Source organism: Coralliovum pocilloporae, from assembly GCF_030845175.1.
GTDB classification, from domain to species: domain Bacteria; phylum Pseudomonadota; class Alphaproteobacteria; order Rhizobiales; family Cohaesibacteraceae; genus Coralliovum; species Coralliovum pocilloporae.
This window is the reverse complement of sequence record NZ_CP132542.1, coordinates 2,325,799-2,338,764: the sequence shown is the minus strand read 5'-3', so window position 1 is coordinate 2,338,764 and position 12,966 is coordinate 2,325,799. Positions and strand designations below refer to the sequence as shown.

At 56.5% G+C, this 12,966-nt stretch carries 10 protein-coding genes; 7 read left to right on the top strand and 3 right to left on the bottom strand.

The genetic code is table 11. The annotated features are described in order from the left end of the window. The first annotated feature begins 4 nt into the window (after nucleotides 1-4). Together RA157_RS10810 and RA157_RS10805 are read left to right on the top strand one after the other, a co-directional pair. On the top strand, nucleotides 5-1,150 hold the full coding sequence (locus RA157_RS10810) for an iron-containing alcohol dehydrogenase (RefSeq protein ID WP_350333133.1): 1,146 nt from the start codon (nucleotides 5-7) through the stop codon (nucleotides 1,148-1,150). Nucleotides 1,151-1,275: 125 nt separating this feature from the next. Beyond that, nucleotides 1,276-2,640, top strand: coding sequence for an MFS transporter (locus RA157_RS10805; protein ID WP_350333132.1), 1,365 nt, complete (start codon nucleotides 1,276-1,278; stop codon nucleotides 2,638-2,640). A gap of 30 nt (nucleotides 2,641-2,670) precedes the next feature. Here the strand turns inward: RA157_RS10805 and RA157_RS10800 are convergent, their stop codons facing one another. After that, nucleotides 2,671-3,183 (bottom strand): hypothetical protein, encoded by a 513-nt coding sequence (locus tag RA157_RS10800; RefSeq protein WP_350333131.1) that lies wholly within the window; start codon nucleotides 3,181-3,183, stop codon nucleotides 2,671-2,673. A 218-nt stretch (nucleotides 3,184-3,401) separates the two neighbouring features. Here RA157_RS10800 and RA157_RS10795 point away from each other — a divergent pair, with 218 nt between their 5' ends. The 4 genes from RA157_RS10795 to RA157_RS10780 all read left to right on the top strand — a co-directional run bounded on the left by RA157_RS10795 (nucleotide 3,402) and on the right by RA157_RS10780 (nucleotide 9,564). After that, nucleotides 3,402-5,168 (top strand): PQQ-dependent methanol/ethanol family dehydrogenase, encoded by a 1,767-nt coding sequence (locus RA157_RS10795; protein ID WP_350333130.1) that lies wholly within the window; start codon nucleotides 3,402-3,404, stop codon nucleotides 5,166-5,168. A gap of 129 nt (nucleotides 5,169-5,297) precedes the next feature. Further along, complete coding sequence (locus RA157_RS10790) at nucleotides 5,298-6,002, top strand: response regulator (RefSeq protein ID WP_350333129.1); 705 nt, start codon at nucleotides 5,298-5,300, stop codon at nucleotides 6,000-6,002. Between the two features lie 159 nt (nucleotides 6,003-6,161). Beyond that, on the top strand, nucleotides 6,162-7,343 hold the full coding sequence (locus tag RA157_RS10785) for an FIST N-terminal domain-containing protein (RefSeq protein ID WP_350333128.1): 1,182 nt from the start codon (nucleotides 6,162-6,164) through the stop codon (nucleotides 7,341-7,343). A gap of 19 nt (nucleotides 7,344-7,362) precedes the next feature. Continuing rightward, on the top strand, nucleotides 7,363-9,564 hold the full coding sequence (locus RA157_RS10780) for a hybrid sensor histidine kinase/response regulator (protein WP_350333127.1): 2,202 nt from the start codon (nucleotides 7,363-7,365) through the stop codon (nucleotides 9,562-9,564). 30 nt (nucleotides 9,565-9,594) lie between these two features. Here the strand turns inward: RA157_RS10780 and RA157_RS10775 are convergent, their stop codons facing one another. Beyond that, nucleotides 9,595-11,673 carry a S9 family peptidase gene (locus tag RA157_RS10775; protein WP_350336192.1) on the bottom strand — a complete coding sequence of 693 codons (2,079 nt, stop codon included), beginning with the start codon at nucleotides 11,671-11,673 and terminating at the stop codon, nucleotides 9,595-9,597. A gap of 80 nt (nucleotides 11,674-11,753) precedes the next feature. Here RA157_RS10775 and RA157_RS10770 point away from each other — a divergent pair, with 80 nt between their 5' ends. Next, complete coding sequence (locus RA157_RS10770; RefSeq protein WP_350333126.1) at nucleotides 11,754-12,419, top strand: DUF6134 family protein; 666 nt, start codon at nucleotides 11,754-11,756, stop codon at nucleotides 12,417-12,419. A gap of 92 nt (nucleotides 12,420-12,511) precedes the next feature. Here the strand turns inward: RA157_RS10770 and RA157_RS10765 are convergent, their stop codons facing one another. Then, the gene (locus tag RA157_RS10765; protein WP_350333125.1) at nucleotides 12,512-12,910 is read right to left on the bottom strand and encodes a universal stress protein; all 399 of its coding nucleotides are present in this window, start codon (nucleotides 12,908-12,910) and stop codon (nucleotides 12,512-12,514) included. Between the last annotated feature and the right edge of the window lie 56 nt (nucleotides 12,911-12,966).

Here is a 12,966-nt window from a genome sequence, read left to right as displayed (position 1 = left end):
TCCGATGACACTTACCGCTAACTGGTCCTATCCGACCGCTGTCCGTTTTGGTGCCGGGCGGATTTCCGAGATTGCCGAAGCCTGCAAGGCGTCCGGCATGACAAAGCCGCTTCTTGTGACCGATAAAGGCCTCGCCAGTCTCGACATTACCGAGAAGACGCTCAGCCTTCTTGAGGCAGCTGGTCTGGGACGCGCCATCTTTTCCGATGTGGACCCGAACCCGAATGAGAAGAATGTTGATGCGGGCCTCAAGGTCTATCGTGACGGCGGTCATGACGGGGTTGTTGCCTTTGGTGGCGGTTCCGGTCTTGATCTGGGCAAGACCCTCGCGTTTATGGCGCGTCAGACACGCCCGCTATGGGACTTTGAGGATATCGGTGACTGGTGGACACGGGCTGACCCGGACGGGATTGATCCGATTGTGGCGGTTCCTACCACCGCAGGCACCGGCTCTGAAGTGGGACGTGCCGGCGTTATCACCAATTCGGTGACGGAAGAGAAGAAAATCATCTTCCATCCGAAAATGCTGCCAGCTGTTGTTATCTGCGATCCGGAACTGACCGTAGGCATGCCGCCGTTCATCACCGCAGGCACCGGCATGGATGCATTCGCTCACTGTCTCGAAGCGTTCTGCTCTCCGCACTATCACCCCATGTCGCAAGGCATCGCCCTTGAAGGCATGCGGCTGGTGAAAGAGAACCTGCTCACCGCCTATCAGAACGGAAGCAATCTCGAGGCACGTGCTCATATGATGAGTGCCGCAGCCATGGGTGCCACCGCCTTCCAGAAGGGCCTTGGGGCCATTCATGCGGTTTCTCACCCGGTGGGTGCCATCTATCACACCCATCACGGCACCACCAATGCGGCTGTGATGCAGCAGGTTCTGACGTTCAACCGCCCGGCTATTGAAGACCGACTGCTCCATGCCGCCAACTATCTCGGCATTGAGGGAGGCTATGAGGGCTTTTATGCCTATGTGGGTGAGCTGAACACAGCTCTGGGCATTCCGGCCAATCTGACCGAGATGGGCATTACCAATCCGGATATCGACCGCCTGGTCAAAGGTGCCCTGATTGACCCGAGCACCGGTGGCAATCCTATAGAGATGACTGAAGACAACACACGGGCTCTGATCGAAAGCTGTTTCTGATAAAGACAGAAACACCTAGAAGCACAGGCCGGGGCATAAGCTCCGGCCTTTCTGTTTGGCAAGTGAGCGAAACAGCATCCTGCATCGTATGAAAGACCATTCTTTGCTTTGCGGGAGTTCCAGACGTGCCTTCACTCCAGACCAGAATGACAGAACCGGTCTCCCGCCGGACATTGCTGCTCTATGCTTTCCCGGGTCTGGCAACCGCCCTTCCTACCTTGCCTATTCTGGTGCTGCTGCCGCAATTCTATGCCAGCCAGACGGCCATCGGGCTGGCTGGTGTCGGCATTGCTCTTCTGATTGCGCGGCTGTTCGATATGATCACCGACCCGCTGGCGGGATGGCTGATGGACCGCTTTCCAACCCGTTGGGGCACCCGCAAGCCATGGATGTTGCTGGGTGCTCTGCTCTGTGGTCCGGGTCTTGTGCTGCTGGCGCTTCCCAGCCCCGACACAACACTGGTGGAACTGGTCGCCCTACTCTGTCTGCTTTACGCGGGATGGACCCTGTTCACCATCCCCTATAACGCCCTTGGTGCCGAACTGAGCACAGCGCCTGTGGAGCGCACCCGCCTGGCCGGAGCGCGCGAAGGAGCCGTAGTCGCAGGCATTACACTTGCCAGCCTGTTGCCGGTTCTGTTTCTTCAGATATCCATTCCGGCTGAGGATCACTTTCTGCTGATCGCCCTGATCACGCTCACTGTCGGCGCGGTTTCCATTACGGCTTTGCTGGCCTTTCTGAGAGAACCACAGCGGATGCCACTCACCCGGATGGCGCCTCACGAACAAACCGGAATCTCGCTGTCCTTCAAACTGAACCTGAGCCGTCCCGTCACCATCATTCTGGTTGCCTGGTTTCTCAACAGCCTTGCCAACGGGATCGGCACGGTTCTGTTTCCCTTCTATCTGACCGATTATCTCAAGGCGGATGAGCAGGAGAAGAGCCTGCTTATCTTCATCTATTTTGCCTCCGCCGTCTTTGGCCTGCCGCTTTGGCTGCGCCTCAATCGCCTGTTCGAGAAAACCCGCCTCTGGCTTGTCTCGATCCTGATTGTCTCTGTCACCTTCAGCGTGGTGCCGTTTCTGGGCGAACGCGCCATTGTGGAATTCGGCATCGTCTGCCTGATTACAGGGCTCTGCCTTGGTGCGGACTTGGCCTTGCCCGCCTCTCTCTTTGCCGATGTGACCGACTGGGATCACTACAAGACAAAGCGCGCGCGCCGCGGACGCCTTTATGCGGGGTGGATGCTGCTGTCAAAGCTGGCACTGGCGTTGGCGGCCGGGATCAGTCTGCCACTTCTTGCCGGTCTTGGTTTTGAAACAGAGACCGACAACAGCACCGATACGCTTATGGCGCTGGCAACACTCTACGCCTTCGGGCCAATCATCATCAAACTGGGTATTCTGGTTCTGATGGCCCGGTTCCCGCTTTCCCGGAACGCTGTCAGGGCCGTACGTCTCAGGCTGACAAGACGGACAATGCCGACCTAGGGTGATCCGGCCGGAATGATGCTTTAGTCTCTACTCGATGATGAGAAAGGGCAGCCAATGGCTGTCCGGATCGGCTTCATGCAGGTGTTTGTCCTCGAGCGGACGAAAATCGTCGTCTTCGGGTGGTGCCGAGAGCCTATCCATATCCATCTCGTGGAGCGTCCCTTTCAGCCGCCCGTCCTCCACAGCAAGTCTGTAGTAAATCCCGTTCCACATGTTGATGCCGTAGTCTGTCGCTCCTTTCCAGACAAACAGCAGATCATATTCGAGATCCGTCAGGTCACGATCAGAAACCGTATGTCGATTGTTGTAGGGATAAGGAACATAGCACCAGTGTTTGTCCTTACCCTCCAGACACTTGAACGGCCGCATGGAGAGGAAGTGATCCTTGAAGACAGCATCATTGAGTGTGAAGTGATAGCGACTGCCATCTGCTCCGGCCTCAAACCGCACCGAGCCTATCTGATGGGTCTGGCCTGCTTCATCTCTCAGCAGAACCCGTTTTTCACCCTCAAGCGGTGCGGCCAGAACAGGCTGTATCATCACCCCCATGAGGCCAGACAAAAGAGTTCTTGTTCTCATTATTTCCACCCTCTCCCCTCCGGTTGGAAGACCTGGAAAAGCTAGCAATTCTGCCGATTTTCAGCTTTACGACCTTGGTGCAATACCCTGCCGCCCTGCGCTCTTCAATAATATGCGGAGCCGGATGCCCTTGGGAGAGGGGCCGGATTCGCTTACGAGGAGATGTCGGGAGGATCCCTATGAACCGCTTAATGATTGCGGTCGTCGCGGGCGTTTTGCAGGCTGGCACCAGCCATGCAGGCGTCACGGAAGATGACCTGAAGAAAGACCAGTCAGCCACCAGCCAGATCGTCACCAACGGCATGGGACGGCACTTGCAGCGCTACAGCCCGCTGGACACACTGAACAAGGAAAATGTCAGCAAGCTTGTTCCCGCCTGGGCTTTCAGTCTGGGAGGCGAGAAGCAGCGCGGACAGGAAACCCAACCGCTGATCTATGACGGCATCATGTATATCACCGGCTCCTATAGCCGGGTTTACGCAATCGATGTGAAAACCGGCAAGGAGATCTGGCAGTATGACGCCCGCCTGCCGGAAGGAATCCTGCCCTGCTGTGACGTGGTCAACCGAGGCGGTGCCATTTATGGCGACAATTTCTATTTCGGCACGCTGGATGCCCGCATCGTTGCTCTGGACCTGAAAACCGGCGATGTGAAATGGCGCAAGAAAATCGCCAATTACAAGGCTGGCTACTCCTATACAGCGGCTCCGCTGATTGTTGACGGTCTGGTGATTACCGGCAACTCGGGAGGGGAATTCGGCATTGTCGGCGAGGTACAGGCGCGCAATGCAGAGACCGGAGAACTTGTCTGGACGCGCCCGGTGATCGAGGGTCACATGGGTACGCTGAACGGCAAGGAATCCACCATGACCGGAACGCTGAACGCGACCTGGCCCGGGGATCTTTGGAAAACCGGCGGTGGTGCCACGTGGCTTGGCGGCTCCTATGACATTGACACGGACACGCTGGTTTTCGGCGCAGGCAACCCTGCCCCGTGGAACAGTCATCTGCGCAATGCAGGCACACCGACAGAGGGCAACAAGGGCGACAACCTCTATGCCGCCAGCCGCCTGGGTATTGACCCCAAGACCGGCGAAATCAAATGGCATTTCCAGACCACTCCGCGTGAGGGCTGGGATTATGACGGCGTCAACGAAGTGGTGGCTTACACGGATCGCTCCGGCAACAAGCGCTATGCCACTGCAGACCGGAACGGCTATTTCTATGTGCTGAACCGGGAAGACGGTGCCTTCGTTTCCGCCACACCATTCGTCAAGGACATCTCCTGGGCCAGTGGCATTGACGAGACCGGTCGTCCGATCTTTGTCGAGGATAACCGTCCGGGTAATCCGGCAGATGCAGCGGATGGCAAGAAGGGCAAGGTGATCTTTGCTTCACCGTCCTTCCTTGGTGGCAAGAACTGGATGCCGATGTCATTCTCGCAGAAAACCGGCAATTTCTATGTGCCGTCGAATGAATGGGGCATGGATATCTGGAACGAGCCGATCACCTATAAGAAGGGTGCAGCCTATCTGGGTGCCGGCTTTACCATCAAGCCGAACTATGAAGACCATATTGGCAGCCTGAAGGCCATTGACCCCGATACCGGCGCTATCAAGTGGGAATACAAGAATGATGCCCCGCTCTGGGCTGGCGTGATGACCACGGCAGGCGGCCTTGTCTTCACCGGAACACCTGAGGGTGAGTTCATCGCCTTTGATGATGAAACCGGTGAGAAACTCTGGTCCTTCCAGACCGGTTCCGGCATCGTCGGCCAGCCTGTCACCTGGGAACAGGACGGCGAGCAATATGTCTCTGTCATCTCCGGCTGGGGTGGTGCTGTGCCGCTCTGGGGCGGTGAAGTGGCCAAGAAGGTGAACTATCTCAATCAGGGCGGCCTGCTCTGGACCTTCAAGCTGCCGAAAGAACTGGCAGGCGCCAACTGAACCGGCAACAGGACAGGCTATGCGCGCCTTGGTGCGCATAGCCCCTTTCGGGTATAAGACCTTGGCCGTATTTCGTGCTTTCTCTCTGGTCTGTTACGCTTTTGAAGATGAATTCGAATAGAGGTCACCATGGCCGTACTGACAGACACACCGGAACCAAACGAATTTCGATCAGCCCTGATCGTGGATGATCACCCGCTCTTCTGTGATGCGCTATCCATGACCCTGCAGGCGGTCTCGTCCATCAAAAGCATGCATACCGCTCCTACTCTTCAGGAAGCGCTCGACCTGATCGGCACCAATGTTCAGATCGACCTGGTGGTGTTGGATCTCAACCTGCCGGATGTGAACGGACTGGATGGTCTCCTGCGGCTTCGCAATGCAATCCAGAGCCCGATCATCGTCGTGTCTTCCATGGCTGACAACCGCATTATCAGCTCAGTGGTCAGGGCCGGAGCCTCCGGCTTCATCCCCAAGCACAGCCAGCGTGAGGTCTTCCACAATGCTGTCCGCACCTTACAGCAGGGAGAGGTCTACATTCCGGCTGGTTATGTCCTGCTGGAAGAGGCAGACATCACCGACAGGGATGATGTGATGGAGCGCCTGGCATCGCTTACCAACCAGCAGGCCCGTATTCTGCAACTGATCTGCGAAGGCAAGCTCAACAAGCAGATCGCCTATGATCTGTCCATTGTGGAGACCACAGTCAAAGCCCATGTGACGGCGATCATGCGCAAACTCGGTGTACAAAGCCGCACCCAGGCAGCACTCATCGCCAAGCAGGCAAGCTTTGCCAATATCATGCATGAAGGCTCGCCACCTGCCCAGACATAGGCGAGGCATCGGGTAGACGTTGAGGATAGACGTGGGGTTCGTCGTCCTGAGGACCTGGCCGGGTCATTCTTTCTGCCTATGATCAGGACCGAATAGATCAGATGACACAGGTTCTATCACGTCATAGACTATCTGCCTGAATAACAGGGAGGATTATGGATGGGCCATGCCGGAGGTCCGTCCGGATTGATGAACGGAGCCGCCGACGTTGTGCGCTCCGCTTGCGTTGATTGCGAGGTCGATGGTGCTGTCATGCAGCTTGCTGAGGCTTTGCATCCGGGCGATCTGTCACTTGTGGTGCTGTTTCTGTCGCCGCAGTCTGATATCAAGCGTGTGGTTGAAGAGGCACAGACCCTGTTCGCTCCAGCCGAGGTTGTCGGCTGCACGACTGCAGGCGAGATTTCTGATATCGGCTATACGGAGGGCCGGATTGTTGCGGTCGGGTTTCCAGAGGCTCATTTCCAGACCCGGACACTTCTGATTGATGATCTGAACGCCTTTGACTCCCATGACCTGATAGAACAGATGATCCGCAACCGGAACGATCTGGGCAATGAAAAACCGGACTGGATCTCCGACTTCACCTTTCTGATGATTGATGGTCTGTCAACGCGGGAAGACACGTTGATCTCGCAATTATCCGTGGGTTTCGGGCCTGTGCCTTTCTTTGGCGGCTCTGCCGGAGATGGAACCGATTTCTCCGACACCTACGTCCTGCACGGGGGCGAGGCCCGTTCCAATGCAGCGGTTCTGGTGCAGGTGCGCAGCCGCTGCCCCATTCGTGTCTTCAAGACTGACCATCTGGTTCCCGCCGACACCCGCATGGTGGTGACAGGTGCGGACCCGGCCCGCCGGATTGTTCATGAAATCAATGCGGAACCGGCTGCACGGGAATATGCCCGTGTGCTTGGGAAAGACCCCGAACAACTGACCGCCTTCACCTTTGCCGCCCATCCCGTTGTGGTGCGGATTGGTGACCAGCATCATGTGCGCGCCATTCAGCAGGTGGCAGATAATGGCGATCTGGTTTTCTTCTCAGCCATTGATGAGGGTGTGGTGCTGACCCTGGCCGAGCCGAAGAACATGGTCGATCACCTCAAGGATGAGATGGCGAAACTGTCAGAGACGGATGCCCCGGAAATGGTGTTGGCCTGCGATTGCATTCTCAGACGGCTTGAAGCCCAGCAGAAGCAGATGACCGGTGATATCTCCAGCATTCTGGCAAAAAACCGGGTTGTCGGCTTTTCAACCTATGGCGAGCAGGTCAATTCCATGCATGTAAACCAGACGCTGACCGGGGTGGCCATCTATCCCCCCGAGGACAGTCAGGCCACAGACTGATGAATGGAGCGCCTTTGGTATGTCCCGCGACCTGATTGATCCACAGGATTCTCTGGAACGTCAGAACGAAAAGCTGCTCAAGATCACCGAAACCCTGATGCGGCGGGTGGAGCAGAGCACGGAAGCATCCGGTGCGGCCTATACCCAGTTTCAGCGTGCTGTACTGCTCGAGGATGAGGTGCGACTGAGAACCCGGGAGCTGGAACGGGCACTGGACCTTCTCAACGAATCCAATGCCAAGCTTGCCCATGCCAATGCCGAAACAGAACTGGCCCGGGCCAATCTGGCCAATGCTATTGAGACGGTCGAAGAAGGCTTTGCCCTGTTCAACGCCGAAGACGAGCTGGTGATGAGCAACAGCCGGTTCGGCCAGCATATGATCGACATCCACCACCTGTTCAAGCCGGGTCTCAGATTTGAACATTATGTTCATCTGGTCGCCAACAGTCCCTATCTGGCTCTGCCTGAAGGAGAAACCTCGGCCGGCTGGGAGGCCTATCGCCTGGCACGGCACAAGGACAAGCATGCGGTCTTCAATGTCCGGATGGCGGGGACACGATGGCTTCAGGTCAGTGAACACCGGACCACTGATGGCGGCACGGTTATCCTGCAGACCGACATCACCGACATGATGCGGCTGGAGCGCCAGGAACGTGACCGGCTGCTGGACGATCAGGCGCAGCTGATCAAGGCCACGCTTGAACATCTCAATCAGGGTGTCTGTATCTTTGATGACCAGAACCGCCTTGTGGGTCGTAACCGCCGTGTCGGAGAACTGCTCTCCATCCCGGCCCATCGCCTTCAGATCGGCACGCATTTCTCTTCTCTCTATGACCAGATCCGCAGGCAGGTACGGTTTCTCGACAGGGCCGATCAGGACACGATCCAGCACTGGGTCTCCCGCAAGACGGCACGTGCACCGCTTTCTTTTGAAATCGGGATAGATCGGGATCGCACTCTGGCCGTCTTCGCCCAGCAGATGCCAGACAAGGGTTTTGTGATCAGTTTCACCGATGTGTCTGCCGAACGGGCTGCGGTTCGCGCCATCAGTCAGGTGAATGAAATGCTGGAACAGCGGGTTGCCGAGCGGACGCTGGATCTTGAGGATGCCCTGTCTGAGGCGGAGCGGGCCAACGCATCAAAATCACGATTTGTGGCTGCAGCCAGTCACGACCTGTTGCAGCCCCTTTCCGCAGCCAAACTCTATGTGGCTTCCCTTGAGACCGATCTGGAAAGCCCGGACCTGAAGGAGCGCCTGTCAAAGGCTGGCAACGCGCTGGTGAGTGTGGAAAGCATCCTGAGCGCTCTTCTTGATATCTCCAAGCTCGATTCAGGCCTGGCCTCTGTTGATATCTCAACAATCAATCTCAATGACATGCTGGCGCAGATCCACGATGAGCTGGAACCATTGGCTCGCCAGAGCGGCCTTGAATTTCGGGTGGTCCCCTGCCGGGCTCTGGTGGACAGCGATGCCTCCTATCTGCGGCGGATCCTGCAGAACCTCGCCTCGAACGCCATTCGCTATACGGAACATGGCAAGGTGCTGATTGGCGTCCGGCATCGGAAATCCACCGTCCGCCTCGAGGTCTGGGATACCGGCCCCGGCATACCGGAAGATCAGCAGGATAAGGTCTTTGATGAGTTTCACCGGCTGAATGCGTCAGCCAGTCCGTCAGAAGGCATGGGGCTCGGCCTGGCCATTGTCGACAGAGCCTGCCGCCTTCTGAACCAGCCTCTGCAATTGACCTCCCATGTAGGGCGCGGCACGTGCTTCAGTGTGGAACTGCCGCGCTCAAGTGCTGACCAGACCCTGAAACCGGCAGAATTCAGGGTGCTGAACGCCATCCCGCTTGACCATCACATTGCCGTTCTGATCGAGAATGATGAAGAGCTCCGCTCCGCCCTTACCATCACCATGGAGAACTGGGGGCTGGATGTGCTGCCCTGTGCCAGCCAGGCCGAAGCGGAGGAAGTGCTGAAGGAAGTGGACATCGCCCCGGATGTCATCATTGCCGATTACCAGCTGGATGATGCAGCGCTTGGCACAGACGCTATCAGGGATCTCCGCAACCGCCATGGCAGGATTCCGGCCTGTCTCATCACGGCCAATCGCGACGGCAGGCTGCATGAGCTTTGCAGCCGGGAAGACATCAGCCTTATGCACAAGCCGATTGACCCGGATGTTCTCCGGGTCTTTCTGGAGCGTGCTCTTTCACCGTGAAAACCGCACGCGCTTTTCGGAGTTGTACTCTCAGCCCGAAACTTTCAGCGCGAAGGCATATTCGAGCGCGGTTTCCTTCAGACGGTCAAACCGACCCGAGGCACCACCATGGCCTGACCCCATATTGATCTTCAGCAGCAGCAGATTGTCATCCGTTCTCGTGTCCCGCAGCCTGGCCACCCATTTTGCCGGTTCCCAATAGGTCACGCGCGGATCAGTGAGCCCGCCAATGGCAAAGATTGCCGGATAGTCCTGGGCCGAAACCTGATCATAGGGGCTGTAGGACGCGATATACCGATAATCATCCGGGGACGTAATCGGATTACCCCATTCCGGCCATTCCGGCGGTGTGAGAGGCAAAGTGTCATCGAGAATGGTGTTGAGTACATCAACAAAGGGCACCAGCGCCAGAATGCCGGAAAACAGATCCGGCCTCATATTGGCAACCGCCCCCATCAGCATGCCACCAGCAGACCCGCCCTCGGCAACAATCCGGCCTCTGGAGGTGAAACCTTCCGACACCAGATGATCACCGGCGGCGATGAAATCAAGGAACGTGTTGATCTTCCTGTCTTTCCGACCATCCAGATACCAGCGGAAACCCTTCTCCTTGCCACCGCGAATATGGGCGATGGCATAGACAAATCCGCGGTCCACCAGCGACAGCGGCGTGATGCTGAAACCGGCCGGGATAGCGATACCATAGGACCCGTACCCATAGAGCAGGCAGGGAGCCGTTCCATCAAGCTTTGTATCCTTGCGGTACAACAGCGTCACCGGCACCAGTTCGCCATCATGAGACGGAGCCATCAGCCGCCGGGTCACATAGTCATCGGGATTGTGCCCGCTCGGGATCTCCTGCTGTTTCCTCAAAACCCGGGCCCGGCTTTCCATGTCATAATCGAATGTCTGCGCAGGCGTGGTCATGGATGAGTAAGTGAACCGGAAGCTCGTGGTATCGAACTCATAGCCGGATGACATGCCAAGACCGTAGGCTTCCTCGTCAAAACTGACCGCATGCTCCTCGCCATCGCTGAGGCGACGGATCACGATGCGGGGCAGACCGTCCTGCCGCTCCAGTCGCACCAGGTGATTGCGATAGCTGCAATGGCTGAGAATCAGACACCCGGACTGATGTGGAACAAGATCCTGCCAGTTCTCCCGCCCCGGAGCCTCTGCAGGCGCTGTCATCAGCTTGAAATCTTCCGCGCCGTCCCGATTGGTCAGGATGAAGAATGTATCTCCAGCATGGTCCACGGCATATTCCTGCTCCCTTACCCGCTCTGCCATCAGAACCGGCGCAGTATCAGGTTTATCAGCAGGGATCAGATGGACTTCCGATGTATCATGATCATGGCAGTCAATCATGATGTATGCACCGGACTGGGTCTTTCCGAGACCGACAAAGAAGCCCGGGTCCTGCTCCTCATAGATCAGAACATCTTCTGATGACGCAGTGCCGAGCCGGTGCCTGTAGACCTTGCAGGGGCGATGATTATCGTCCTGCCATGTGTAGAACAGGGTTTGGCTGTCCGCCGACCAGACCATGCCGCCGGTGGTCCGTTCAATGACATCGTCCAGATCCTGCCCCGTTTCGATATCCCGAATACGGATGGTGAAATATTCTGATCCCTTGTCATCAACAGACCAGGCCATAAAGGCATGATCCGGGCTGTGAGAGAGAGCAGCAAGGCGGAAATAATCAACGCCTTCCGCTTCCCTGTTGCCATCAAGAAGCACGGCCTCCTCACCGGTGTCACGCACGATGCGATACGCAATCGGATACTGCCCGCCTTCAACAAAGCGTGAGGCGTAATCATAAGGGCCATCCGGTGCCGGAACACTTGAATCATCTTCCTTGATTCGGCCCTTCATCTCCTTGAAGAGTTGCTCCTGAAGCGCGTCCGTATCGGCCATCTGCTCTTCGGTATAGGCGTTCTCTGCCTCAAGATAGGCGCGGATATCTGCGGGAAGAGCGGATGGGTCGTGCATAACCTCCTGCCAGTTCCCGGCCCGGAGCCAGTCGTAATCGTCGGTTTTTGTGATGCCGTGATGGGTGGCGGTGACAGGGCGCTTTTCAGCGCGAGGGGGAAGCAGGTTCTTTGTCATGCGGGAAATGTAACCACTCACCTGTGGACTTCAAGCAGTTTCACCCTGATCCGCTGGAACACCTCGCTCGTAAGGCTCTTATGACGATGAAAACAAAGCCAGAGGGTGACATGAGGGTGCATTCAGCAGTGACAGCTCTGGCATTGGCCACAGGTCTGATACCCTTGTCGACCATGGCTGATGCCAGGAACATTCAGTTCTCCGTCGAGCGCGACGGCAAGCCAATCGGCACACACGCCACCACCATCTCCAAACGTGGCGAGACCACATCAGTCACGATAAACATGTCCCTGAAAGCAGGCCTGTTCGGCATTCCGCTTTACCGGTTCCGGTACAAGGCCAACGAGACCTGGAACGGCAATCAGCTGCAGAGCCTGAAAGTCAGCGTCAATGACAATGGCGACAAGAGCAACCTGTCCGGCAAGCGATCCGGCGGCAGTTTCAGCTGGTCGATGAATGGCCAGAACGACAGGGCAAACGGAGCTGTTTTCCCAACCAATCACTGGAACAAGGCGGTTCTGAAACAGAACAAGGTGCTCAACACGCTGACAGGCAACATCAACCGGGTCACCATAGCCAGACGCGGAACCGAGACACTGAACTGTCGCAAGGGACCTCCAATCGAGGCGACCCGCTATCAGTATAGTGGCGGGCTCAATACAGAGGCCTGGTATGACCGGTCAGGCAATTGGGTGGGCCTGCGCTTTAAAGCCGAAGATGGCGCGACAATCTTCTTTAGATGCTGACAGGCTACAGTCGTTATGTAGTCAAAAGAAAAACCCCGGAGCAGGCTCCGGGGCTCGGTGTGTAAAAAACGACCTTAGCAGACCTGATCTGATCAACGAACAACAAGTACAGATCGGTCAATGTGAGCCGTCAGCAGGTTAGCATTAGATGAGAAGAAGTGATCCATGAACCCGGGAGCATGCGATGCCATCACCACAAGATCCACATCAAGTTCGTCCACCTGCTCGCTTAACATCCTGACCAACTCGGCACCAAGGTCATGGCAGATCACGGCATGGGGAACAAACTCCATATCATGGCGTTCGGCTAGCTCACCCGCATAATATTCCAGTTTAGCAGTATAGTCGTCCTTGCCACTGGCAAAGGCAGCAACACCGACGATGTGGATTTTACTGCCATATTGTCTAGCCAAATCTGCAGCAACCTGCTGTGCTTTCTCCATTTTATCTTTATGTTCAACGTCTACCGGAACAAGGATTGTCCTAAACATAAAATTTTCCTCTCTCCTGAAGGGTCAATTTTACGCTAGCACTAGCAATATTATCT